Here is a 24,701-nt window from a genome sequence, read left to right on the forward strand (position 1 = left end):
GAATAGCGGAAAGCGGAGGCTAGCGCCAGTTTACGCTTCCAGTCGAAAAAGTTCTTGCTTTGTTCTCATCGGCAAAATAGGAATAGTTTCATGAACAGAGCGATTCGACAGCCTGCCGACAGTCCCTGGGAAAGGGCGAAAATGGAACAGATCGTGCGCGCCGACATTGCCGCTTTCGGAGCAGGCAGAGCCGAGATGGCGAACGCGATGATCGAGCAGAGCGGCATGCGCGTGCGGCCCGACCGCAATCGCGGCCGGTCGGCCGGCATCAATCCGTCCGGTCGGTTCGAGCCGGTCAGCCGGCATGTCTTCGATGACGGCTGGAACTCGCTGGAGGAGTTGCCGCCGTTCAAGACGGAAGTGCAGGTCGAGAAGCCGCGCACCATCATCACCCGCAACGAGTCGCCCGACATTTCCTTCGACCGTTCGATCAATCCCTATCGCGGCTGCGAGCATGGCTGCGTCTACTGTTTCGCCCGGCCGACGCATGCCTTCATGGGCCTGTCGCCGGGGCTCGATTTCGAATCGAAGCTGTTCGCCAAGCCGGATGCGGCGCGCATGCTGGACAGAGAGTTGTCGAAGCCGGGCTACCAGCCGCGCACCATCGCCATCGGCACCAACACCGATCCTTACCAGCCGATCGAGAAGCAGTACCGGATCATGCGCGAGATCCTCGAGGTGCTGGAGGCGCGCGGACATCCGGTCGGCATCGTGACGAAGTCGGCGCTGGTGACGCGCGACTTAGACATCCTGTCGCGCATGGCGGAGCGTGGCCTTGCCAAGGTGGCGCTGTCGGTGACCACGATGGACCGCATGCTGGCCCGCACCATGGAACCGCGCGCGTCGACCCCGACGAAGCGGCTAGAGGCGATCAGGCAATTGTCGGATGCCGGCATCCCGGCCTCCGTGATGGTGGCGCCGATCATTCCCGGCCTCAACGATCCGGAGATGGAGCGCATCCTCGATTCGGCGCGGGCCGCCGGCGCCCGGGAGGCCGGATACGTCATCCTGCGCCTGCCGCTCGAAGTGGCGCCGATCTTCAAGGATTGGCTGTTGCGGCATTATCCGGACCGGTACCGGCATGTGATGTCGCTGATCCGCTCGATGCGCGACGGCAAGGATTACGATTCCGAATGGGGCAAGCGCATGAAGGGCGCCGGACCCTATGCCTGGCAGATCGGCCGGCGCTTCGAGATAGCGGCCAAGCGCCTCGGCCTCAATGTCGAACGGCGGCAGCTTCGCATCGATCAATTCGTCGCAGGCTCCGGCGCCGGCGAGCAGCTGATGCTGCTGTGAAGATGGCACCGACCCTGACGGCCGGCGCCAAGCAGTTCCAGGCAAAGCGGTTTTCCGTCTAGAATTGCTCTTGTTTCAAGAATTCCGTCCGGCCCTTGTCCCCCGGCCGTGAGACGGTGCCCTCCCGGTCCGGCGCCCCACCCGACCCGGAGGGACTTGCGGAGAATCGGAGCCGATGCGAACCTCGCCGCACCATGGCTCGCGTGCGTTCCGATTCTCCGCTTCTCTTTGAAATGGTCGAGAAGCCCGACTTCTCGATCGAGACCAAGGCGATGGCCGACGGGCTGTGGCCGGTCGCCGGCATGGATGAAGCTGGCCGCGGTCCGCTCGCGGGTCCAGTGGTGGCTGCGGCGGTGGTGCTTAACCCCGCCAATATCCCGGAAGGCCTCGACGATTCTAAACGCCTCACCCATTTGCAGCGCGAGGCGCTGTTCCTGAAGATCCTTGGCTCGGCGCTCAGCGTTTCGATGGCCTCGATCAGCGCCGAAGGCATCGACAACAGCAACATCCTGAAAGCGAGTCTCGAGGCGATGCGCCGCGCCGCCGCGGGTCTCTCGCTGCAGCCGAAACTCGCCTTGGCCGACGGCCGCGACATCCCGCCAGGCCTCGCCTGCGAAGGCCGCGCGCTGATCAAGGGCGACCAGCGCTCGCAGTCGATCGCCGCCGCCTCGATCGTCGCCAAGGTGATGCGCGACCGCATGATGTGCGGCTGCGGCGGCCATCACGAGCATTACGGCTTCGAGGTGCATATGGGCTACGCGACGGTCCGGCACCGCACCGCCATCGAGGCGCATGGCCCGGTGGCGAGGCTGCACCGGACCTCGTTCGCGCCGTTCAGACTGGGTGGCGCCGAGGTGGTCGAGGAAGAGAGCTTGGCCGGGTTGGAGTGACGGCGACTGCCTCGATCCTTCGTCATCCTCGGGCTTGACCCGAGGATCATGCCGTGACCTCTTTCGTGGGGCGCAGCGGCGCAGAATTTTGTAATCGTTGCAACGCCTTAGCGTCACGGCATGGATCCCTAGGGTCTGCGCGCGTCGCTTCGCTCCTTGCTCCTTGCTCCGCCCTAGGATGACGAGCGTGCTACAACAAAAAAGCCGCCGGGTTGCCCAGGCGGCTTTGACTTCGAAACTTCGAAGTCAGCTCAGTTCAGCTTGGCCTTGACGTCATCCAGCGCCGACTTGAACAGGTCGGCACCGGCCTTGGCGTCAACCTTGGCGGCGAGCAGCACGCGGGCGGCCTCGACGGCGATGTCGACGGCCGAGGCGCGCACTTCGCTGACGGCCTCGCGCTCGGCCTGGCTGATCTTCTGCTCGGCAAGCGCGGTGCGCCGGGCGACATAGTCCTCGGTCTTCTTGGCCGCCTCGGAAGCAAGCAGCTCAGCCTCGCGCTTGGCGGCGGCGACGATGTCGGCGGCCTCCTTCTCGGCTTCCTTGCGCTTCTGCTGGTATTGGGCAAGCAGCTGCTGGGCCTCTTCACGAAGCTTGCGGGCTTCCTCGAGCTCGCCGCTGATCTTGGCCGCGCGGCCGTCCAGCGACTTGGTGAGCATGCCCGGCACCTTCAGATAGATGATGGCGCCGAGGAAGATGATCAGGGCGATGGTGGCCCAGAGCGTGGCAAGTGATGTGGCGTCCATGATCCCGCTCCTCACCGGCTCGCGGATTTGACCGCGGCCGCGATCTCGGACTTGTCGGCCTTGCCGCCGACAAGCGCCTCGACGATGGCCGACGTGGTATCCTCGGCGATCGTGCCGACTTCCTTCATCGCCTTGGCCTTGATCGAGGCGATGCTCGCCTCGGCCTCGCCAAGCTTCTTCTCGAGCTCGGCCTCGAGCTTCTTGCGCGTGCCTTCGGCGTCCGCCTTGGCGGCGTCGCTTGCCTGCTGGCCGATCTTGTTGGCGTTGGCCTTGGCCTCCGCCAGTTCCTGCTCATACGCGGCAACGGCGGCATCCGCCTCGCCCTTCAGCCTTGCGGCATGGTCGAGGTCCTGGGTGATGCGATCGTTGCGGACATCGATGATGCCGCCAAGACGCGGCATCACAACGCGCTTCAGGAACAGGTAGAAGAGCCCGAAGGTGATGACCAGCCACAGGATCTGCGACGGGAAGGTCTTGGCGTCGAACGGCGGGAACGCTTCATGCTCCGCGGCAGGCACTGCAGTGCCCGCATGCGTATCGCCCTCGGCCGCGGCCGGCGCTGTTTCTTGCGCATAGGCAGATGTCACGAACATCTCATTCCCCTGTCCATGGAACGGGGCCGCACCATGCGGCCCCTTTCGTCAGCTCTCAATCTTACTTGAAGACCAGGAGCAGAGCGATCAGGAGCGAGAAGATGCCCAGAGCTTCGGTCACGGCGAAGCCGAAGATCAGGCGGCCGAACTGGCCGTCGGCAGCCGACGGGTTGCGGAGCGCGCCCGAGAGGTAGCTGCCGAAGATGTTGCCGAGGCCGATGCCCGCGCCGCCCATGCCGATGCAGGCGATACCAGCGCCGATAGCAGCTGCTGCAGTTGCGTCCATTTCAAAACTCCTGTGGTTTGCTTGTTCGTTGCGGTTGGTACGTTGGGTATGCTGGCGCCGCGGCGCCGGTGAAAATCGATCAGTGGCTCGGGTGCAGCGCGTCGTTCAGATACATGCAGGTCAGCACCGCGAAAACGTAGGCCTGCAGGAAGGCGACCAGCAGCTCGAGGGCGGTCAATGCGACCGCCATGGCGAGCGGCAGGATGGAACCGGCGATGCCGACGGCGCCGAGCGCGCTGAGGCTGACGACGAAGCCCGAGAACACTTTCAGCGTGATGTGGCCGGCCAGCATGTTGGCGAAAAGACGAACCGAGAGGCTGACCGGACGCGAGACGAAGGAGATGACTTCGATCGCCACCACCAGCGGCAGAAGAAGACCCGGCACGCCATGCGGCACGAACAGCTTGAGGAAGCCCAAACCGTGCTTGGCGAAGCCGTAGACGACGACCGTGCCGATGACCATGATTGCCAGCGTGAAGGTGACGATGATGTGGCTGGTGACGGTGAAGAAATAGGGGAACAGGCCGATCAGGTTGGCGACCAGCACGAACATGAACAGCGAGAACACCAGCGGAAAGAACTGCATGCCCTGCTTGCCGGCGGCATCGCGCAGCATGTTGCCGACGAACTCATAGGCCATTTCGGAGACCGACTGCAGGCGCCCCGGGATCAAGGCGCGGCTGGCCGTGCTCCAATAGAGGAAAGCCGAGGCCAGCACGATCGTGACGACCATGAACAGGGAGGAGTTGGTGAACGAGACGTCGTAGCCGCCGATATGCAGCGGGATGATCGGATGGATCTGGAACTGGTGGATCGGATCGACCTTGTCAGCAGCAGCCACTTTAAATCCCCGTCAAAGCCACAATCGGCTTCTTAAGTTCACTTCAGCGCCGAGGGGGCGCCCACTTCATTCTTTCGGCTCGCGCGGCTTGCCGCCCTGACCGAATTCCGGTGCAAGCCCCGCCGAACGCAGGACATTGAGTATACCGGCGCCGAAGCCAAGCAGCAGGCCCACGATCAGACCCCAAGGCGCTGTTCCCGCCAGGCGGTCGATGATCCAGCCCAAGCCGACACCAACCACCACTCCGGCGATGAACTCGCTGGACAGTTTCAGCGCCTGACCGTAACCGGCCGCAGCTTTTGCTTCGTCTTTCCCCTCGAGCCGGTCCGTGCGCCTCGTCGCAAGCGATGCTTCGAGATCGCGCCGGCGGCGCTCAAGTTCGTCGTCGCGGATGGTGGCTTCTGGCTGCCTGCCGCGGCCGGTTTCTCCGGTTCCGTCTGGCCCGGTTTTGTCGGCCATCGCAACCCCCCCTGCCCGGGCAGACGATTGCCGTCCGTCCGCTTCTAAAGTCGCCGGCAACATAGTTAGAGGGTCCGCGCCCGTCAAGCCACGGGCCGAACTTCCAAGCGATGTATTTTTCGCTGTTAAAACAATGATTTATCGAGGTGCGACATCGTGCCCTTCACGCCCGCGTGAGGTGACGGTGCGAATCCTGGCGACAAGCCGCGTTCGCCGGGGCATGCCGGGCGCCGAAAGAAGGACAGCCGGGGGCGTCGTTTAGGCGGCTCGGCTCGAGCCGCCCAACCGGCTCAGCTCCAGCCGCCGCCATAGGTGCGGTAGAAGATGTGCAGGCCGATCCTGGTCATGCGCTGCATGGCGCGCGCCCAGCCGGGATGGACGTAGTTGGCATAGTAATGCGTCGACGAGCCGACCTCGGGAATGAAGATCTTGCCGGCGGTCACCGCCATGGCGACCTCCTGCGCGGTCTTGTAGGAAGCCTGGTCGGTGATGGTCTTCTTCCTGCCGTCGCAGGCGAAGGAGAATTGGCAGCGATTGAACCAGTCGTCGTTCTGGTAGACGACGCCGCAGATCGTCTTCGGATAGGCCGGGTTGCGGACGCGGTTCAGGATCACCTGGGCGACCGCCGCCTGGCCGCGGACGGGCTCGCTGCGCGCCTCGAAATAGATGCCCTTCGCAAGGCAGGCCTGCTCGGGCTTGGAAAAGACGCTGGCCGGCAGCGGGTTCTGCAGCCAGGCATGGTCGCCCTTGCCCATCGGCGGGATGAAACGGCCGTCATTCGGATCGTCCTGCAGCAGCGCCTCGAAGGGCGACGCCTTGGCATAGTCGGGCGCGGACTGGGCATAGGCGGTGGCGAGGATGTCCGGCTTGTCGTTGTTGACGAGGGCGACGAGCGCTGCCGGCAGATCCGGATCCGGCTTCTTGTCCTCGCGCAGATGGAAGGCTTGGGCGATCTGGACTTCCTTGCCCTTGATGCCGGGCTTGGCGAAGGTGAGCTTCAGGCCGCTGTCCATCGAGGGACGCAGCAGCGAGGAGGTGCGCTCGAAGATCGAGCCGGCGCTGAAATTCTTGGGCGGCGCGACGGGCGAGACCTGGACGAGGCGGCCCTTCTTGTCGGCGCGCACGACTCGATCTTCATCGGGCGTGACGCCCGCGGCGATGCCCTTGCCACGGAAGGCGACGGTGCCCACGCCCGGCAGATTGACGCCGGAGCCGGAGATCGAGCCGGTGGCGGTGGAATCGATGAACGGCATTTCTGCGGCATGCACGGAGCCGGCGGCGGATTTCTCGATATAGGCGTTCCAGCGGGCGCTGGGCGACTCCAGGCCGGTGATCAGGCTGGTCATATCCTGATAGGCGACGACCGACGGAAAGCCGATCCACATGCCGAGCCCGAGCACCAAAGGAGAAAGGAAGGAACGTCTTTTCGCAACGGCGGCGGCGGCAAGCCGCATGGAAATGCGTCGATGCACGGAACTCTCCAGAACACTACTGACCCCGGAGAGCCAAAATGAAGCATTAACCTTGATGCGGGGTTAACGACATCGATCATGTTCTTTTCATGTTTGAGAGAAGCCGGCTCGCTGTTTCCACAGCAAGCCGGTGAAGAATCGGGCCTGGCGGGTGCGTCGGGTTTGGATGAATCAGATCTGGCGCAGGAAGATCGGCCAGGCGAGCGCCGCGCAGATCGCGGCCGCGAGCCAAACGCCGGGCCATGCAAAAGCCACCAGCAGCCACGGAATGGCGATCGGCACCAGGCAGAAGCCGACGAACACAAAGCTGTTGGCGAGGCTGAGCGCGGTGCCGACATGGCCGGCGCCGGCAAGTGTGGCAAGCTCGGTATAGGCGACGCCGTGCCAGGCGGAGACGAATATGCCGGCGACGACGACCGCCAATGGCAGCAGCGGCAGCAGCGTGGGGATTGCGGCGGTGCCGATCACCAGCAGCCACAGCACCAGGAAGGCAAATGCGCTCAGCGCGCTGCAGACTTTCAGGAACGGGCGGCGGTTGCCGTGGCGGTCGGTGAAGCGGCCGCTCCAGACGCGCATCACCATGGCGCCAGTCTGCACGGCGGCGAGGCTGGTGCTGGTCACCCATGTGCCCATGCCGGCAAAGTCATGCAGAAAGACCGAGGCGAAGGTCAGCACCGCGACCTGCGGGAAGCAAAGCAGCCGAATGGCGCTCGAAATGCGCCAGACCTCGATGTTGCGCAAAGGCGCCGGGCCGGTTGTCGCCGCGGCGGCGTGACTGCCGCCTTCCACCGGCGGCTCGTGCAGCCAGCGCCAGGCGAAACAGGCCGAGAGCGCGGAGACGGCCGCAAGCAGGCCGAAGACCGCGGTAAAGCCCAGGGCCAGCGCCAGCGACGGCAGGACAAGCGCGCCCAGCCCGCCGCCGAGCGGCACCGCCGTCTGCCTGATGCTCATGGCGAAGCCGCGCTCGCCCTCGCCGAACCAGCCCATGATGGCGCGGCCGCTGGAGCCGTTGACGCTGCCGCCGAGCAAGCCGGCGACAAGCAGGCTCACCGACAGAAGCGTGACGCCGGGAACGGCCATTTTCGTCGGCACGACGAGCAGCGCCATGATGAGAAGCCATGCAGCCGTCGCGCCGAGCCCGGTCAGGAGCACGCGGCGGTCACCCCAGCGGTCGGTGAGCACGCCCCAGGGCAGTTCGCTCAGCGCCACGCCGAGGCCGAGAAGCCCAAGCGCGAGGCCCAGCGAGGCATTGTCGAGGTGGTAGCCCTGGCGCATCGCCACCGCAGTCGCCGGAATGCCGGAGAAGGTGGCGGAGAAGCCGGCATTGGCCGCAACGCCGATGCCGAGCACCTTCCAGCGATGGTTGGGACCGAAGGCGCGGCGCGCGGAGGTGACGGCGGCTGCATTAGGCTGTTGGCAGTCGCTGCGTGTGACGATGGCGGACATGATCCATTCCCGTGACGGCCGGCTGGCGGCTTGACGGACCGGATGTAGCGCCATAGCTTCATCCATAAAATCAGGAAGTTTTTGATCGACACTCCTGAAAATCGGGACAATCTCATGCGCCGCGTCACGTTCGACCTCGATGTCCTCAGAACCTTCGTCACCGGCATGGAGCTGGGCAGCTTCGCCAAGGCGGCCGAACGGCTGGGACGCTCGACATCAGCGGCCAGCGCCCAATTGAAGAAGCTGGAAGAGCAGGCGGATACGCCGATCTTCCGCAAGGCGGGGCGCGGCCTGGCGCTGACCGAAGCCGGCGAAACCATGCTCGGCTATGCGCGGCGGCTGATCGAGCTCAACGACGAGGCGGCCTCCGCCATTCGCGACGTCGAGCTGGAAGGCTGGGTGCGGCTCGGCCTGCAGGAGGATTTCGGCGAGGCCGTGCTGCCCGACGTGCTTGGCCGCTTCGCCCGCGCCCATCCCAAGGTGCGCATCGAGGCGCGGATCGGACGCAGCCACGACCTCGTCGAACGCGTCCTGTCCGGCAATCTTGACATCGCGCTCGCCTGGCATGACGGCACCACCCTGCCCTACAGCCGCCACGTCGCCGATGTGCAGTCGCGCTGGATCGGCCCGGCAAAGCCGATCGAGGTCGGTCCGCGCAATGGCGAGCCGCTGCCGCTGGTGGTGTTCGAGGCGCCGTGCCTGTTGCGCACTGTCGCGACGGAAACGCTCGACCGCGCCGGCATGCCCTGGCGCATGGCATTCTCCAGCCCCAGTCTCGGCGGCATCTGGGCGGCGGTGGCGGCCGGCCTCGGCCTGACGATCCGAACCGATATCGGCCTGCCCGCCAATGTCAGGGCGATCGCGCCGGGCGTATTGGGGCTTCCCGCCCTGCCGATGATGGCGCTGCATCTACACCAGAAGGACGCCGAGCTCGACCCGGTCGCGGCGCGGCTGGCGGAGATTCTTTTGCAGGCGGCACTGGAGACATTGCCGGAGGGGCGGAAACGAAAGGATTGCTTAGAGTGGCTTAGGTACCGCGCGGTTCGTCATCCACGGGCGGAGCAAGGAGCGAAGCGACGCGCGCAGACCCGAGGATCCATGCCGTGACTTAGAAGCGTCGCCACGGTACAGAATTCTGCACCGCTGCATTCCTCGGCCGACGTAACGGAATGGATCCTCGGGTCTGCGCTCCGCTTCGCGTCGCTCCGCCCGTGGATGACGAGGGAACTGGCGTTCGCGACAATCACGGACCGTCACCGCTTTTTCGCGCGGCCCGCGAAAGGATTGTCCGACGTCCGCAGCGCCATGCGGATCGGCACGCCGGGCATGTCGAAGGCTTCGCGCAGGCTGTTGGTGAGATAGCGGACATAGGATTGCGGCATCGCGTCGGGCCGCGAGCAGGAGACGACGAAGCCCGGCGGCCGGGTTTTTGCCTGGGTGACATATTTGATCTTCAGCCGGCGGCCGGCGACGGCGGGCGGCGGATGATGCGCCAGGATGCCTTCCAGCCAGCGGTTGAGCTTGCCCGTGGAGACGCGGCTGTTCCAGACCTTGTGCGTCTTGATGACGCTTTCCATAAGCTTGTCGAGGCCACGCCCGGTCTCGGCCGAGACCGGCACCGCCTGGATTCCGCGCACCTGCGGCAAGAGCCGCTCGGTCTTTTCGCGCAGCTCGGCCAAAAGCTCCTGCGGGTTGTCGATCAGGTCCCATTTGTTGAAGGCGATCACCGGCGCCCTGCCCTCGCGGATGATGAGGTCGGCGATCTGCAGGTCCTGCTTCTCGAAGGGGATGGTGGCGTCGAGCACGATGATGACGATCTCGGCGAAGCGGATGGCGCGCAGCCCGTCCTGCACCGAGAGTTTTTCCAGCTTCTCCTGCACCTTGGACTTGCGCCGCATGCCGGCGGTGTCGAACAGCTTGATCCGGCGGCCGCGCCAATCCCAGTCGACCGAGATCGAATCGCGGGTGATGCCGGCTTCCGGGCCGGTGAGCAGCCGCTCCTCGCCGATCAGCGCATTGATCAGCGTCGACTTGCCGGCATTCGGGCGGCCGACGACTGCGATGCGCAGCGGCTTGGTGTCGTCATAGGCGGGCTCGGCATCCGGGTCGGCGATGTCCTCGCCGATCAACACCTCGCTGGCGGCGATCTCGTCGCTGTCGTCTTCCTCCTCGCCGAGCGCGCGCTCTTCGCCCAAGGCTTCGACCACCGCATCGCGCAGGTCGGGCATGCCCTGGCCGTGCTCGGCCGAGACCGGGATCGGCTCGCCGAGGCCGAGCTCCCAGGCCTCCAGCAGTCCTCCTTGAGCGCCGCGCGCCTCGGCCTTGTTGGCGACAAGAACCACCGGCTTGCCGGATTTGCGCACGACGTCGGCGAAGGTGCGGTCGTCCGGCATCAGGCCGGATTTGGCATCGACGGTGAAGAAGATGAGGTCGGCCTCGCGAATGGCGATCTCGGTCTGCTGGCGCATGCGGCCGGGCAGCGTCGAAGCGGCCGCATCCTCGAAACCGGCGGTGTCGATGACATCGAAATAAAGATCGTAGAGTTTCGCCGCATGGACGCGGCGGTCGCGCGTGACGCCCGGCGTGTCGTCGACAAGCGCCAGCTTCTTTCCGACCAGCCGATTGAAAAGAGTCGATTTGCCGACGTTAGGCCGGCCGATGATGGCGACTTTGAACGACATCCAGTCTACCGTTTATTTTGCATGTCGTTTGCCCCAAAACCGCTGCGCACTTTTGGGCGACATGCAATCACGACGCGTTGCCCGACCCGCGGATCAGCTCGGACATCAGCTGCGCCCGCTGGCGCACATTGCGCGGGGCAGCCTCGTCCGAAGAGATCTGGTCGAACAGTTTGAGCGCATCGGCCGACTTGCCGTCCTTCCAGGCGGCAAGGCCAAGCGCCTCGCGCGCCGAATGGCGCAGCGGATTGGTGTCGGCGGTGAGCGCCTCGACGCGGCTGGAGACATCGGCGAAGGAGCCGTGGTCGACGAGCAGCAGAGCTGCTCTCAGCCGCGCGATGTCGCGGATGCCGGCGGGGATGGCGTTGTCGGCGGCGACGTCATCGAAATCCTTGACCGCGCCGTCGACGTCGCCCTTGTCGGCCTTGACGGTCGCGGCGCGCATACGGGCGAGCAGCGGATAGGCGCCGTAGCCGTCCTTCTCCAGCTGGTCGAGAGCGGCGATCGCCTCGTCGTTCTTGCCGTCATTGGCGAGCTTGAGGGCCGCCGAGAAGGCGTCGCCCGAGCGGTTGGCGCGGCTCTCGTCCCAGTAGCGGTAGCCGACGACGGCGGCAGTGCCCAGCACGATCAGGATGGCGATGCCCAGAATGGCCGGGCCAAAACGATCCCACAGCGCCTGCGCCTGCTCGCGACGAATCTCTTCGTTGACTTCGCGGATAAAACTGTCGTCCGACATCAATCAAAAACCATTATTGCCCCAGAGGGGGGCGCTTCTTGAGCCCGCGTTTTAGCGAAAATTTGTCGGCATGGAAGGGGGCGGGCCGGAAAATCGGCTGAGAACGCCAGATGCCGCACGGGGCTTGCCGGATCGCATCGACGCCACATTTGCGCGATAGCCGGCTTCCGATCGGCCCGAAGGGTCCTGCCAGAAGGTTGCCAATGCTTCGTTCGTACCGCGTCCTCGCCTACAGCCTTGCTTCGCTGGCCTCAGCCAATGCCGCCCTCGCCGATCCGCCGAAACCGCCAGCCGTTTCGCCGGCCAGGCCCAAGCAGGTCGTGCTGATTTCTTTCGATGCCGCCCGCGAGATCTCGCAATGGCAGCGAAGCCGGGCGCTGGCAAAGCGCACCGGCGCGCATTTCACCTATTTCCTGTCCTGCGTCTTCCTGCTCTCGCCGGACACGCGACAACAATATGCCGGCCCCGGCAAGACCGCCGGCAAATCCAATGTCGGCTTCGGCGCCTCGAAACAGGACGTCGCGGATCGGCTCGAGCAGGTCCGGCTGGCGGCTGCCGAGGGCCACGACATCGGCAGCCATGCCTGCGGCCATTTCGACGGCAAGGATTGGAGCAAGGCCGACTGGCTGGCCGAGTTCGCCTCCGTGCGGCGCATCTTCGAGAACGCCTATGCGATCAACGGCATCCCCGAACCGGCCGACTGGCACGATTTCGCGGCTCATGCGCTGGTCGGGTTTCGCGCGCCGTATCTTTCAACGAACAAGGCGCTTTACGAAGCGCTGCCCGAGGCGGGCTTCCAATATGACGCGAGCGGCGTTTCCAACGGCCCCGAACTACCGCCGGCCCGCGACGGCACAATCCGTTTCGCCCTGCCGCTCATCCCGGAGGGGCCCAAGGCGAGGCCGGTGGTCGCCATGGACTACAATCTCTATGTCCGCCATTCAGACGGCGCCGAGAAACCGGCGATGGCGGGCGAATTCACCGAGCGCGCCTATCAGGCGTTCCTCACCGCCTTCGAGGCTGAGTACATCAGCAAGCGCCTGCCGCTGGAGCTCGGCTTCCACTTCACGCTGATGAACGGCGGCGCCTATTGGGACGCGCTGGAGCGCTTCGCCGACGAGGTCTGCGTGAAAGCCGACGTCGAGTGCATCAGCTTTCGCGATTATGTCTCGCGGCAGCGCGCCGGACGCGCGCAGGCGAGTGTGGGCGGCTGACTGGACCCAGCCGCGCCCTAACGCGCGGCGCGATCTTTCAGATTCGCTCCATGCGCTTTAGGTTTGATCTTACGCATGTCTCGATCCCGAAACCGGTTCCCACTTTCGGGAGGCTGCTTTAACTTACCGGCTGATCTTCGGGACGCATGCCAGCCTGCTCGCGTTCCAGATAATGCTGATCGATAACCGGCAGTTGTTCGCCTTGCAGCGTCGCCTCGAAGGCACGCAAACGTTTGTGCACAGACTGCAGCTCGACAATCGTCGACCAAGAATTCAACAGGAACTGCAGCGAGTTCGTCACCTTGCCGAACGCGTTCGAGATCTGATTCAGCGCGCCAAACGTGATCTTGTGCGCGACCAGCGAAGGCCCGAGGATCAGCAGCGAGAAGATGTTGTCGGCCTGCAGGTAGGTGTAACGAACTACGTTGAAATAGATGTAGTGGAAATAGAGCTTGAAATAATTGCGGCGGACGTTGTTGAACAATTGCGTCGTCGTCGCCGGCTGAGCCCGGTCGGGATGATCTTCGCCGTAGACAAGCTCCTTGCGATAAGCTGCCTCGACACGCTGGTTTCGAAACTGCAGGCCCGGGAGCTTAAGACCCGCCACCATGACGGAGATCGTTCCGAATAGACACCAGCCCAATGCCGCAACGACCAGTGGTTGAGGGACCGCGCCGATGATCGGCAATTCGGTGATGTGAGCCTGTAGCTGAATCAAGACCGGCAGAAAGGCGATCAGGGTCATGATCGACTGAACGAAGGTCGAGCCGAGATCTTCCATGATCTGCGAGAAACGCATCGTGTCTTCCTGGATACGCTGCGAGGCGCCCTCGATGTGGCGCAGCCGGCCCCAATTGGCCATGAAGTAATCGTTCATCGCGGTGCGCCAACGGAAGATCCAGTGGCTAACGATGAAGGCGTTGACCACCTGCACATTCATGCCGACCAGCGCCAGCCAGGAGAAATCGGCCAGCCCTTTGTAGAATTCTATGTTGGTCGAGGGAGTCGTTCCCGACATCAAGCCTTGGACGTAGTCGAAGAAGGGGCCATACCAATTATTGACCGCAACCGAGATCTGAACGTTAAAGTAGATGAAGAACAGGATGACGGCGGTCATCAGGATCGACCAGTTCTGCCACGGGTGCGGGGCGTACCAGCTCCAGAAGGCGTAGAAGACCGCCACGCAGGCCACAAAGTAGATATAGAACCACAGGAACGGCTTCGACCACAGCACCGCGATGCCGATAATGGGCGGCGTGCCGGCCGCTGCCGGCGGCAAGCCGAAGACGGCGCCCAGTTGCTCACCACCGAAGAACCAGAACAGGATCGCCGCAAGGCTCCAGAGGGCGGCCGAGGTGAAGAAGAGCTTCGGCTGCGGGAAGAAAGATACGAACACTGTGGCGGGTTTCCTCGGTCTGACCGCAAATCAGCGGCGTTGCTGTTCGGCGGGCATAAGGTCACACATTAGGGGGAAAGAAAATGCCCTGCCCGATGCCCGGCATCGAACAAGGCCGCAAATCATGGCGATTTTGGCGCGGCCGACCAGGCAATGACGCCGGAGAGCAACAGGGCAACCGCCGCCATGATAGAGGCAAGGGTATAATTGCCCGACGCCTGGGCGAGCAGACCGGCGGCGACCGGGCCGACGATCTGGCCAAGGCCGAAGGCCGCCGTCATCACTGCGAAGACGCGGCGTGGCGCCCGCGGCGCGAGCTGTCTGCCCATCTGTATCCCCAGCGCCGTGATGGCGATGAAGGTGCCGCCGAGCAGGACACCGGCGATCAGCGGCCCGGCGGCACCTTTGACGACCACGCTGGCGGTGACGCCGACCACCTCGATCAGGCAGATCGCAGCGTAAGCGGCGTAGATCCCGATGCGGGCGGCGAGCTTGTGCCAGAACCAGGTCGAGGGAAAGCCGGCAAGCCCGGCGACCATCCAGACGGTAGCCTCGAACACGCGGCCGCCGCCGCCCTGGCGAACGATGGCGACCAGGAAGGTGGCCGTCACCACATAGCCGAAGCCGAACAGCCCGTAGGCGACGATCATCTTCGCCAGCGACCGGTCTTTCGGCAGCGCCGGCTCACGCCCGTCAACGCCATTGGCCGGCGTGGCCGAGCCCGCAAGCAGCATGACGATCAGCAAGCCAACCGCCGAAAGCGCTCCGGACCAGAGCCAGCCCGCGGCCCAATCCGCGTGTTCGGAGACGAGGATCGCGAGCAGTGCGGAGGAGACGGCAATGCCGAGGCCGACACCGCCGAAATGCAGCGCCTGCAGATCGCCGCGTCCGGCTTCCGCCAGATGGCTGAAGACGATCGAGGCCATGAACACCATGACGAAGGCGCTGGCGAGGCCGGCGAGGAAGCGGAGAAGCAGGAAAGCGGCCATCGTCTCGTTGAGACCCATGAGCCCTGCGAGCACGGCACTGGCGGCCAGGCCGGCGAACATCAGCAGGCGCTCCTGGCCATGCGCCCAGCCGCCGGCCGCGGCCAAAGCGCCGATGAGATAGCCGAGATAGTTGGCGGCCGCGATCCAGCCGGCATCGGCCGGGGTCAGGTGCAGTCCCTCCATCATGCCCGGCAGGATCGGCGTGTAGACGAAGCGACCGATGCCCTGGGCGACGGCAAGCGCGACCATGCCGGCAAAGGCAAGACGCACGGGAGATGGCGAGGCGTTCATTGCGGCGCACAATAAGAATGTGCGCTCGCGAAACAATGCGCTTGCGTTGGGCCAGCGCGGGGACGCGCCCCAGGCGTAGACGTCCCCTCACCCAGCCTCCGCTTCGCTCGGGTGACCTCTCCCCGCTGGGGAGAGGAGATTGTCGACGCCGGCGCCAACTTCTTCTCCCCACCGGGGAGAAGGTGGCCGCGAAGCGGCCGGATGAGGGGGAGCGCCGCCGAAAGGCCAATAACTAGCGACAGCCCGCCCCTGCCGTCTCGTAGGCCGTCCGGCGGGCCGTCAGCCGGAACGGCATGTCGCCGAGTTCGCGCTCCGACATCGTGTCGAGCACCGGATGCGACAGCGGATCGGTGATCCAGCGGGCGATCTCGCCATCGTCGCGCGACCTCGCCTCGGTCCCGGCAAACCCTTTCAGCAAGGATAAAATCTTCATCGGACTACTCGTGGCTCAAGGCTATTCGTGTTAAATTCTGCGCTTTCCCGTCGGGATTCAATTGAGATTTCGATCGACGCCATTTAGAAAAACTGAATGGCTATGCTCAACCGCGTCCATCTCAACGGCCTGCGCGCCGTGGAAACCGTCGCCCGGCTGGGATCGCTGGCGGCAGCCGCCGCCGAGCTGAACGTCTCGGTCAGCGCCGTCAGCCAGCAGGTCAAGCGCACGGAAAAGCAGCTGGGACAGGCGCTGTTCGAACGCACGCCTGGCGGGCTGGTGCCGACCGAATTCGGCGCCGCCTTCACGGCGCGGCTCAGCACCGGCTTCCGCGAGCTCGCGCAAGCGGTGGCGCTGGCCGACGAGGCCAATGAATGCACGCTGGTCGTCTCGGTGGCGCCGGCCTTCGCCTCGAAATGGCTGCTGCCCCGGCTGTCGCGGCATTTCGCGCGGCATCCGAACGTGCTTTTGCGCATCGACGCCTCGGCCAAGGTCGCCGATCTCGACCGCTCCGACATCGATATCGCCATCCGGCTCGGTGACGGCAAATGGCCAGGCGACCGCGCCGAGCTTCTGCTTGCGCAGGAGGTGTTTCCGGTCTGCGCGCCCTCGATCGCGGCCAGGCTGCACTCGATCGGCGATCTGGCGCAGACCTGCGCCATCACCGACGAGCGGGCGATGTTCAGCTGGGACAGCTGGTTCGAGGCCGCCGGCGTCGAGCCGGTCACCTTCCAGAAGGGCGCGCGCTTCACCGATCCGATGCTTTGCCTGGAATCGGCGATCGCCGGTCACGGCGTGATGCTTGCCTGGCAGTTGCTGACCGCCGACGCGCTGGCCGACGGCCGACTGGTCGCGCCCTTCGGGATCAGGGCCGAGAGCGGGCTCGGCTACTGGCTGGTGACCTCGGCCACCAAGAGTGAAAGCCGCAAGGTGCGCGATTTCAAGGCCTGGATCCGCGAGGAGATCGAGGTGACGGTGGCGCAGTTTCGCGCGCTGGACAGCGCTGCCTGAAATCATGCCCAGTCAATCGCGGTGGAAAGGTCAATCGCAGCGGTCTATGTAAGGATGAGAACCCCAACATAACGGCAGGCAGGATCATGACCACACATTCGCGCGGCGTTTTGGCAAGCATCGATCCGGTGAAGCTCGACAGGCTGGCGGAAGTCGCCATCAAGGTCGGGCTGCAACTGCAGCCCGGTCAGGATCTGGTGCTGACTTCGTCGATCGCGGCGCTGCCGCTGACGCGGCGCATCGTCGAGCATGCCTACAAGGCTGGCGCCGGGCTGGTGACGCCGATCTTCAACGATGACGAGATCACGCTGGCGCGCTTTCGCTACGGCGCCGATGCCGGCTTCGACCGCGCCGCCGGCTGGCTCTACGAGGGCATGGCGAAGGCCTTCTCGAACAATGCCGCGCGGCTCGCGGTGCGCGGCGAGGATCCGTCGCTGCTTTCCTCGCAGGACCCGGCCAAGGTGGCGCGCGCCAACAAGGCGAACTCGATGGCCTATCAGCCGGCGCTGGAGAAGATCACCGGCTTCGACATCAACTGGAACATCGTCGCCTATCCCGATCTTGCCTGGGCTCGCCAAGTGTTTCCGGGCGAGCCGGACGACGTCGCGGTGGTGAAGCTCGCCGACGCCATCTTCTCCGCCTCGCGGGTCGACGTCGATGACCCGATCGGCAACTGGAAGGCGCACAACGCGGCGCTGGCCGAGCGCACGAAATGGCTGAACGAGCACAATTTCCATTCCCTGCATTTCACCGGGCCGGGCACGGATCTCACCGTCGGGCTGGCGGATGGCCATGAATGGATGGGCGGCGCTTCGACGGCGAAGAACGGCGTCACCTGCAATCCCAATATCCCGACCGAGGAGGTCTTCACCACGCCGCATGCCAGGCGCGTCGAGGGTCACGTCTCCTCGACCAAGCCGCTCTCCTACCAGGGCACGCTGATCGACGAGATCTCGGTGCGCTTCGAGGGCGGGCGGATCGTCGAGGCCAAGGCCTCGAAGGGCGAGGACGTGCTGAAGAAGGTGCTCGACACCGACGAGGGCGCGCGCCGTCTCGGCGAAGTGGCGCTGGTGCCGCATTCCTCGCCGATCTCGAAGAGCGGGCTTCTGTTCTTCAACACGCTGTTCGACGAGAACGCCGCCTGCCACATCGCGCTCGGGCAGTGCTACTCGAAGTGCTTCGTCAACGGCGCCTCGCTCAGCCAGGACGAGATCGCCGCGCGCGGCGGCAACAAGAGCTTCATCCACATCGACTGGATGATCGGCTCGGACAAGATCGACATCGACGGCGTGGCCAAGGACGGCAACCGCGTGCCGGTGATGCGCAAGGGCGAGTGGGCATAACCTCCTCGCCAGCGGAGATGTGATGGCCTTCGACATAGCGGTGAAGCGCGTCTATGAGCCGCCGGCGAAAGCCGACGGCCAGCGCGTGCTGGTCGACCGCATCTGGCCGCGCGGCGTCGCCAAGCAGCACGCCGCGCTGACGCTCTGGCTGCAGGAGATCGCGCCGAGCGACGCGTTGCGCAAATGGTTCGGGCATGAGCCGGAGCGCTGGGCGCAGTTCCAGAAGCGGTATCGGGCGGAGCTTGACGCGAATGGCGAGGCGGTGGCGCAACTGCGTGGTCTGATGCGCGGGGCAAGGTGACGCTGCTCTATGGCGCGCATGACGAGGCGCACAACAACGCGGTGGCGCTGGCGGGGTATTTGGAAGCCCAAGCTAATTGTTGAGAGGTCGAGTTCCTTCGCCCCCCTCTCTGTCCTGCCGGACATCTCCCCCTCAAGGGGGGAGATTGGCAGCTTTGGCGACGGCGCTCGTCCTGCAACGTCTGCGATTGGCAGCTTTGGCGAGGCGCTTGTCTTGCAACGCCTGCGATTAGCGAAAGCCGGCGTGACGGCTAATCTCCCCCCTTGAGGGGGAGATGTCCGGCAGGACAGAGAGGGGGGCGAAGGAACGCTGCCTAAGTAGTCGAGCCTACTTTCCGCCCACCGCCTCCTCGTAAACCTCCGCCTTGAACCCCACGAACACCCGCTCCCCCACCTCGAGCACCGGCCGCTTGATCATCGTCGGCATGGCGAGCATCAGTTTCTTCGCCTTCTTCTCGTCCAGCCCGGCCTTGTCCGCCTCCGGCAGCTCGCGAAAGGTGGTGCTGCCCTTGTTGAGCAGCTTTTCCCAGCCGACCTTGCCGACCCAGCCGTCCAGTTTCCCAGCCTCGATCCCCTCGGCCCGGTAGTCATGGAAGCGATAGTGCCCGCCGTGGCTTTCCAGCCAAACGCGCGCCTTCCTGATCGTGTCGCAGGTGGTGATGCCATACATGGTGATGGTCAAGGCGGGCCTCTGTCGGGTGGGGTTTCGAATCCGGCGGAAGCCTAGGCCGTTTGGACCAGACATCAAGTAGGAACCGATCGTTCGCCTGCCAGCGGTGCGTCGCTCGGCAGGTGACAATTCGTGTCAGGATCACGATGCCGTGCCAAGAGGTCAACGATTCAGCGTTGGAGAGTTCGAGATGCAGGCATGTTCGACGGACCAGTACAGGTCCGTCGGCCATTTTTTGTTTCTGGATTACGAGCGATCGCTGGGGCATCCTATGGCATGTGCAACCTCTACAACATCACCACAAGCCAGGACGCCATCCGCGAGTGGACCCGCGCCATGCGGGACATCATGGGCAACCTTGAGCCCTCGCTGGACGTCTATCCCAACATGCCCGGCGCAGTGGTCCGCAATGCCCCCGATGGCCAGCGTGAGCTTGCCAAGCTGCTGTGGGGCATGCCAACGCCGGCAGAGCGGGTGAAGGGCAAGGCGGACTACGGGACCACCAACATCCGCAATCCGCAGTACGCCCATTGGCAGCAATATGTTGGCGTGGAGAACCGCTGTGTGGTGCCCGTTACAAGCTTCGCGGAGCCCAGCCCCACGCCCAACGACAAGGACCCTGAGACGGGCATACAGCGGAACTACTGGTTTGCGCGAAGCGGGGACCGTCCGCTGTTTTTCTTCGCTGGCATGTGGACGCGCTGGCAGGGGGTCCGCAGGGTCAAGGACGGGGCTGGAGACTTCGAGCTTTACGGCTTCCTTACGACCAAGCCGAACGCCCTCATAGCGCCCATCCACGACAAGGCCATGCCGGTGATCCTGACTACGCGCGAGGAGGTGGACATGTGGCTAACCGCGCCGTGGTCCGAAGCGCGGCACATGCAGCGGACAGCCCCCGACGATGCCTTGGTGATCGTCGAGAAGCCGGCCACACAAATCAAGTTCCCAAATGCCGGGGATGCGGCGGGTGGCCAAATGTCATTACTTTGACCCGGCTCTGACCCGGCGAGGAGATGATCTATCAATCTTTTTCGTCTCGCCAGATCACCCGCCGCACCATACGCACCCCCACAAGGCGCCTCACGCGTATCTTCACGCCCTGGACGGCGCTGGGCAGCAAAATGTCCACGTCGAACTCCCGCCGCTTGCAGCGCTCGCACCGCATGTGCCGCTCGACGTCCCAGAACGGAATGTCCCCCATGAGCTTGAGGAGATCTCCGGGGAGGTAGTGATGGGTGATGTTGCAGTTGATGCACCGGACGCGGATTAACTGCCCGATTTCATGGGCACGGCTTAGCGTCTGAACGACGCGTCGGGATCTGCTGCTCGGCTCCGGCATGCCCTACGAAATAGGAAAGTGTTCCTCGCGGAGTCAATTCAAGCAAAACCCTTTTGTTCTATTTTTGTTCATTGTGGCAGTTAGAGCTATCGGAGTGACGGAGCTTCAGGACCGGCGTTCCTCTAATAACACCCGCGCTCGATCGCCAGCCGCCGCACCAGAGCCAGCACGCTGTCGATGGTGGGCGTCGGCTGGCCGGTCAGGCGGCCGAGTTCCTGCACCGCCGTGACCAGCGCGTCGATCTCCATCGGGCGGCCGCGCTCGAGGTCCTGCAGCATCGAGGTCTTGTGCTCGCCGACATCGCCGGCGCCCTTGATGCGACGGTCGACGGAGACGGGAAAGCGCACGCCGATGCGCTCGCCGATCGCCTGCGCCTCCAGCATCAAGGCGCGGGCGACCGCACGCGTGCCTTCGTCGGCGACGATGGCCGCCAGCGTGCTGCCGGTCAGCGCCGAGATCGGGTTGAAGGAGAGATTGCCCCAGAGCTTCACCCAGATCTCAGAGCGGATGTCCTCGCGCACCGGGGCCTGCAGCCCGGCCTTGACCATTTCGCGCGCCAAGGCGGTGGCCCGCTCGCTCTTCTCGCCCGACGGCTCGCCCAGCGAGAAGCGCGTGCCCTCGACATGGCGGATCAGGCCGGGCGCGTCGACCTCGACGGCCGGATAGACGACGGAGCCGATGACGCGCTCGGGCCTGATGCGCTGCCAGATCTCGCCACCGGGATCGACAGCGCCGAGCCGCGTGCCCTCCAGCGCGCCGCCCGCCTTGTGGAAATACCACCAGGGGACGCCGTTCTGCATGGTGACGACGGCGGTGCCCTTGCCCAGCAACGGTGCTATCCGGTCAAGGGCCGGCGCCAGCGAATGCGCCTTCAGCGCCAGCACGACATAATCCTGCACGCCGAGTTCCTCGGCGCGCGCAGCCGCGTTCACCCGCGCCACGGTTTCCTTTCCATCCTCGATCAGGCGAAGGCCACCGGCCTTGATCGCGTCCAGATGCGCGCCGCGCGCCACGATCGACAGATCGACCGAGCCGGCGATCGCGAGCTTCGCGGCAAGATAGCCGCCGATGGCGCCGGCGCCAAAGACCGTGATGCGCATCAGCCGAGCCCGAGCTTTGCCGCGAGGCCGATGCGCTGCAATTTGCCGGTGGCGCCCTTCGGAATCTCGTCGAGGATCACCACCTTGCGCGGCACCTTGAAATCGGCGAGCCGGGTGGCGGCGAAACCACGGATGTCGGCCTCGCTGGCGCTCTGGCCCTCGCGCAGCACTACAGCGGACGCCACCTCTTCACCGAGCTTGTCATGCGGCATAGCGAAGGTGACGACCTGCGCCACCGCCGGATGGTCCATCAGCACGTCGTCGACCTCGAGCGGCGAGATCTTCTCGCCGCCGCGATTGATGATCTCCTTCAGCCGGCCGGTGACGCGCAGGTAGTTGTCCTCGTCGAGCACGCCCTGGTCGCCGGTGTGGAACCAGCCATGGGCGAAGGCGCTGGCATTGGCGTCCGGGTTCTTCTCATAGCCGGCGGTGACGTTCGGGCCGCGAATGACGATCTCGCCGATCTCGCCGGCTTTGAGCAATCGCCCATCCGGCGCCATGACGGCGACTTCAGGCCCGGCGGACGCACCGACGCTGCCGGGCTTGCGCAGGCCGGGCGGCAAGCGGTTGGACGCCATCTGATGCGCGGCCTCGGTCATGCCGTAGGATTCGATCACTGGGCAGCCGAAGGTCGCTTCGAGTTCGGCCATCACTTGCGCCGGAAGCGAAGCCGAAGAAGAGCGGATGAAGCGCAGCTTCGCTTCGGCAAGCTGCTCGGGATTGCGGGCGGCGCGCGGCAGGATCGCCTGATGCATGGTGGGTACCGCCGTGTACCAGCTTGGCCTCGCTTCGCTGAGCCACTGGAAGAAGCGCAGCGCGTTGAAACCCGGCGTGCAGAAGACACTGCCGCCGGCGGCGAGCGAGGAAAGCACCGCGGCGATCAGGCCATGGATGTGAAACAGCGGCATGATGTTGAGGCAGCGGTCGGCCGGCGTCAGGCCGAGCGTGGCGCCGATATGCGCGGCCGACGCCGCAAGGTTGGCGTGGCTGAGCGGCACGAGTTTCGGGCGCGAGGTGGTGCCGGAGGTGTGGAGCAGAAGCGCAACGTCGCCGTCCTCGGCCGATCCTGAGGAAACCGGTGGCCCGACCGGAGCGCCCTCGATCGTGAAGATACCGGCGGGCGAGCCTTCAGGCACGACCAAACGCAGCACCGGGGTGCCGAGGCGCGCGGCGACCTCGACCGAGGGGCCTGCCTCATCCTTGCCGACGAGGATCGCCTTGACGCCGATGTCGGTCAGGTAGAAATCGAGCTCGTCGGCCCGGTAGGCCGGATTGAGCGGCGCGGTGGACGCGGCCGCCGCCACAGCGATGAAGGCCGTCGCCATTTCCGGGCCGTTCGGCAGCACGATGGCGACGCGGTCGCCACGGCCGATGCCCAGCGCGTTGAGCCGCGCCACCGTATCGCGGATCAGCTTGCGCAATCCGCCATGCGAGAGGGCCGTCCGTTCGGGCGCGGCGATGGCCGGCGCGTCATCGGCGCCGGAGGCAAGACGATGGGCGAGATCGGTGGCGTTTTCGCTGTTTGTCATGGTTCCAGACTATGTTTCGAACGATCGGCCGATGTCCAGCGCTGCTCAAAATCCGAGCGCCAAGCCGTCCTTGCGCGGATCGGACGCGCCGGTCAGCGTGCCCTTCTCCCAATCGATCAGCACCGCCTGTCCGCCGCCCAGCGGGTGGTCGGGCTCGACAACACGATGACCTCGCCGGCGCAGGCCTTCGACGGCATCGGAATGCACGCTGCGCTCGGCCTCGACGACGTCGTGGTTGTAGAAGACGCGGGCCGCGTCGATCGCCTGCTGCGGGTCCATGCCGAAGTCGATCATGTTGGTCACGAGATGCACATGGCCGAAAGGCTGGTAGCCGCCGCCCATGACGCCGAACGGCATCATAGCGCGGCCGTTCCTCGTCATCATACCCGGCATGATCGTGTGCATCGGCCGCTTGCCTGGCGCTATCGCGTTTGGGTGCTTCGGATCGAGGCGGAAGCTGGAACCACGGTTCTGCAACACGACGCCGGTCTTCGGGCCGACGACGCCGCTGCCGAAGGAATAATAGGTCGAGTTGATGAAGCTGACCGCGTTGCGGTCGCGGTCGACGACGCTGATATAGACCGTGTCGCTGCCGGGAAGATCGAGACGCGGCAGATGGGTCATGGCGCGCTCGGAATCGATCGCGGCGCGCAAGCTGTCGGCATAGGCGCTGGAAAGCAACGCCTGGACCGGAACGTCGACGTGATCCTGGTCGGCGAAGAACGCATCGCGATCCTGATAGGCCAGGCGGCCCGCCTCGATCTCCAGATGCAGACGCTCGGCACCCTCGGGATCGAGCCTGCCGAGGTCGAAGCCCGAAAGCACGTTCAGCATCAGAAGCGCGGTCAGGCCCTGGTTGTTGGGCGGCATCTGGTGGATGTCGTGACCGCGATAGGAGGTGCTGACCGGGGTGCGGTAATCGCCCTTGGTCGCGGCGAAGTCTTCCAGCGTATGCAGGCCGCCAAGCGCGCGAAGCCGCCCGACCAGATCGCCCGCGACAGCGCCTTCGTAGAATCCGGCGCGGCCCTTTTTCGCGATGATGCGCAACGTCTCCGCCAGCTCCGGCTGGCGATGGATGTCCCCCGCCTTCGGGGGCCTGCCGCCGGGCAGGAAGATGCGCGTCGCAACCTCGTCGGCCGACAGGTCGGTCTCGGGGTCGTGCCAGTCGAAGGCGACGCGGTCGTGCACGACATAGCCTTCTTCCGCGTAGCGAATGGCCGGAGCGAGCGCATCGGCCAAACCCTTGCGGCCGTGGTCTTCCAGCAGCCGGCACCAGGCATCGACGGCGCCTGGAACGGTGACCGCGTGCGGGCCATGCAGTGGCAGTTCGCTGAAGCCCTTGTCCCGGTACCAGTCGACGGTCGCGGCGGCGGGTGCGCGGCCAGAGCCGTTGAAGGCGATCACCTCGCCCTGCCCCTTCGGGCAATAGAGCACAAAACAGTCGCCGCCGATGCCCGTCGATTGCGGCTCGACCACCGCCTGGACCGCGGCCGCGCAGACGGCGGCGTCCATGGCATTGCCGCCGGCGCGCAGCATGTCGATCGCGGCAAGGGTGGCAAGCGGATGCGAGGTCGCGGCCATCGCCTCGGTGGCGCGGACCGGCGAGCGGCCGGGAAACTGGAAGTCACGCATGCTGGTTCTGGTAT

Annotated in this window: 23 protein-coding genes and 1 pseudogene; 8 read left to right on the plus strand and 16 right to left on the minus strand. The window is 65.1% G+C overall.

Going from position 1 to position 24,701, the window contains the following annotated elements:
• The first annotated feature begins 141 nt into the window (after nt 1-141).
• Together EJ072_RS03690 and EJ072_RS03695 are read left to right on the plus strand one after the other, a co-directional pair.
• Nucleotides 142-1,296 (plus strand): PA0069 family radical SAM protein, encoded by a 1,155-nt coding sequence (locus EJ072_RS03690; RefSeq protein ID WP_126078612.1) that lies wholly within the window; start codon nt 142-144, stop codon nt 1,294-1,296.
• Nucleotides 1,297-1,490: 194 nt separating this feature from the next.
• Entirely contained in the window at nt 1,491-2,186 is a 696-nt protein-coding gene (locus EJ072_RS03695; protein ID WP_126078613.1) for a ribonuclease HII, read from the plus strand.
• 251 nt (nt 2,187-2,437) lie between these two features.
• Here the strand turns inward: EJ072_RS03695 and EJ072_RS03700 are convergent, their stop codons facing one another.
• The 7 genes from EJ072_RS03700 to EJ072_RS03730 all read right to left on the minus strand — a co-directional run bounded on the left by EJ072_RS03700 (nt 2,438) and on the right by EJ072_RS03730 (nt 8,026).
• Nucleotides 2,438-2,929 carry a F0F1 ATP synthase subunit B gene (locus EJ072_RS03700; RefSeq protein WP_126078614.1) on the minus strand — a complete coding sequence of 164 codons (492 nt, stop codon included), beginning with the start codon at nt 2,927-2,929 and terminating at the stop codon, nt 2,438-2,440.
• An 11-nt stretch (nt 2,930-2,940) separates the two neighbouring features.
• Nucleotides 2,941-3,522, minus strand: coding sequence for a F0F1 ATP synthase subunit B (locus tag EJ072_RS03705; RefSeq protein ID WP_126062275.1), 582 nt, complete (start codon nt 3,520-3,522; stop codon nt 2,941-2,943).
• A gap of 61 nt (nt 3,523-3,583) precedes the next feature.
• On the minus strand, nt 3,584-3,808 hold the full coding sequence (locus tag EJ072_RS03710; protein ID WP_027164582.1) for a F0F1 ATP synthase subunit C: 225 nt from the start codon (nt 3,806-3,808) through the stop codon (nt 3,584-3,586).
• 79 nt (nt 3,809-3,887) lie between these two features.
• The gene (locus tag EJ072_RS03715; protein WP_126078615.1) at nt 3,888-4,649 is read right to left on the minus strand and encodes a F0F1 ATP synthase subunit A; all 762 of its coding nucleotides are present in this window, start codon (nt 4,647-4,649) and stop codon (nt 3,888-3,890) included.
• Nucleotides 4,650-4,715: 66 nt separating this feature from the next.
• The gene (locus EJ072_RS03720; RefSeq protein ID WP_126078616.1) at nt 4,716-5,108 is read right to left on the minus strand and encodes an AtpZ/AtpI family protein; all 393 of its coding nucleotides are present in this window, start codon (nt 5,106-5,108) and stop codon (nt 4,716-4,718) included.
• A 290-nt stretch (nt 5,109-5,398) separates the two neighbouring features.
• On the minus strand, nt 5,399-6,580 hold the full coding sequence (locus tag EJ072_RS03725; protein ID WP_126078617.1) for a cell wall hydrolase: 1,182 nt from the start codon (nt 6,578-6,580) through the stop codon (nt 5,399-5,401).
• 171 nt (nt 6,581-6,751) lie between these two features.
• Nucleotides 6,752-8,026, minus strand: a complete 1,275-nt coding sequence (locus EJ072_RS03730; protein ID WP_126078618.1) for an MFS transporter — start codon at nt 8,024-8,026, stop codon at nt 6,752-6,754.
• Nucleotides 8,027-8,140: 114 nt separating this feature from the next.
• On the opposite strand from EJ072_RS03730, the gene EJ072_RS03735 reads away from it, so the two are divergent.
• Nucleotides 8,141-9,133: a LysR substrate-binding domain-containing protein gene (locus EJ072_RS03735; RefSeq protein WP_245467173.1), complete on the plus strand. Its 993-nt coding sequence runs from the start codon at nt 8,141-8,143 to the stop codon at nt 9,131-9,133.
• A gap of 146 nt (nt 9,134-9,279) precedes the next feature.
• Here the strand turns inward: EJ072_RS03735 and der are convergent, their stop codons facing one another.
• Both der and EJ072_RS03745 read right to left on the minus strand, forming a co-directional pair.
• On the minus strand, nt 9,280-10,707 hold the full coding sequence (der, locus tag EJ072_RS03740; RefSeq protein ID WP_126078619.1) for a ribosome biogenesis GTPase Der: 1,428 nt from the start codon (nt 10,705-10,707) through the stop codon (nt 9,280-9,282).
• A 67-nt stretch (nt 10,708-10,774) separates the two neighbouring features.
• Complete coding sequence (locus tag EJ072_RS03745; protein ID WP_126078620.1) at nt 10,775-11,440, minus strand: tetratricopeptide repeat protein; 666 nt, start codon at nt 11,438-11,440, stop codon at nt 10,775-10,777.
• Between the two features lie 203 nt (nt 11,441-11,643).
• Between EJ072_RS03745 and EJ072_RS03750 the strand changes: the two genes are divergently transcribed.
• On the plus strand, nt 11,644-12,654 hold the full coding sequence (locus EJ072_RS03750; RefSeq protein WP_126078621.1) for a polysaccharide deacetylase family protein: 1,011 nt from the start codon (nt 11,644-11,646) through the stop codon (nt 12,652-12,654).
• Between the two features lie 118 nt (nt 12,655-12,772).
• On the opposite strand, the gene sbmA is transcribed toward EJ072_RS03750, so the two are convergent.
• The 3 genes from sbmA to EJ072_RS03770 form a co-directional block, all read right to left on the minus strand.
• A complete protein-coding gene (gene sbmA, locus EJ072_RS03755; protein WP_126078622.1) occupies nt 12,773-14,050 on the minus strand; it encodes a peptide antibiotic transporter SbmA in 1,278 nt (425 codons plus the stop codon).
• Between the two features lie 122 nt (nt 14,051-14,172).
• Entirely contained in the window at nt 14,173-15,330 is a 1,158-nt protein-coding gene (locus tag EJ072_RS03760; RefSeq protein ID WP_245463216.1) for a YbfB/YjiJ family MFS transporter, read from the minus strand.
• Between the two features lie 232 nt (nt 15,331-15,562).
• Nucleotides 15,563-15,763, minus strand: a complete 201-nt coding sequence (locus tag EJ072_RS03770; protein ID WP_126078623.1) for a hypothetical protein — start codon at nt 15,761-15,763, stop codon at nt 15,563-15,565.
• A gap of 96 nt (nt 15,764-15,859) precedes the next feature.
• On the opposite strand from EJ072_RS03770, the gene EJ072_RS03775 reads away from it, so the two are divergent.
• The 3 genes and pseudogenes from EJ072_RS03775 (at nt 15,860) to EJ072_RS03785 (ending at nt 18,501) form a co-directional block, all read left to right on the plus strand.
• Nucleotides 15,860-16,774: a LysR substrate-binding domain-containing protein gene (locus EJ072_RS03775; protein ID WP_126078624.1), complete on the plus strand. Its 915-nt coding sequence runs from the start codon at nt 15,860-15,862 to the stop codon at nt 16,772-16,774.
• A gap of 86 nt (nt 16,775-16,860) precedes the next feature.
• On the plus strand, nt 16,861-18,117 hold the full coding sequence (locus EJ072_RS03780; protein ID WP_126078625.1) for an aminopeptidase: 1,257 nt from the start codon (nt 16,861-16,863) through the stop codon (nt 18,115-18,117).
• Nucleotides 18,118-18,139: 22 nt separating this feature from the next.
• Nucleotides 18,140-18,501: pseudogene (locus EJ072_RS03785) on the plus strand (DUF488 domain-containing protein).
• A gap of 244 nt (nt 18,502-18,745) precedes the next feature.
• On the opposite strand, the gene EJ072_RS03795 reads toward EJ072_RS03785, so the two are convergent.
• A complete protein-coding gene (locus EJ072_RS03795) occupies nt 18,746-19,099 on the minus strand; it encodes an ArsC family reductase (protein ID WP_126078626.1) in 354 nt (117 codons plus the stop codon).
• 264 nt (nt 19,100-19,363) lie between these two features.
• Between EJ072_RS03795 and EJ072_RS03800 the strand changes: the two genes are divergently transcribed.
• Nucleotides 19,364-20,077, plus strand: a complete 714-nt coding sequence (locus EJ072_RS03800) for an SOS response-associated peptidase (RefSeq protein WP_126083491.1) — start codon at nt 19,364-19,366, stop codon at nt 20,075-20,077.
• A gap of 471 nt (nt 20,078-20,548) precedes the next feature.
• Here EJ072_RS03800 and EJ072_RS03810 read toward each other — a convergent pair whose 3' ends face one another.
• From EJ072_RS03810 to ggt, 3 genes are read right to left on the minus strand one after another with little or no spacing between them, the layout of a single operon-like run.
• Nucleotides 20,549-21,526, minus strand: a complete 978-nt coding sequence (locus tag EJ072_RS03810; protein ID WP_126078627.1) for a 2-dehydropantoate 2-reductase — start codon at nt 21,524-21,526, stop codon at nt 20,549-20,551.
• Complete coding sequence (locus tag EJ072_RS03815; protein ID WP_126078628.1) at nt 21,526-23,055, minus strand: acyl--CoA ligase; 1,530 nt, start codon at nt 23,053-23,055, stop codon at nt 21,526-21,528. The genes EJ072_RS03810 and EJ072_RS03815 overlap by 1 nt, the downstream gene beginning before the upstream one ends.
• A gap of 45 nt (nt 23,056-23,100) precedes the next feature.
• Nucleotides 23,101-24,687, minus strand: a complete 1,587-nt coding sequence (gene ggt, locus EJ072_RS03820; protein WP_126078629.1) for a gamma-glutamyltransferase — start codon at nt 24,685-24,687, stop codon at nt 23,101-23,103.
• Between the last annotated feature and the right edge of the window lie 14 nt (nt 24,688-24,701).

Origin of the sequence: Mesorhizobium sp. M2A.F.Ca.ET.046.03.2.1, assembly GCF_003952425.1 — a bacterium.
Lineage (GTDB): Bacteria > Pseudomonadota > Alphaproteobacteria > Rhizobiales > Rhizobiaceae > Mesorhizobium.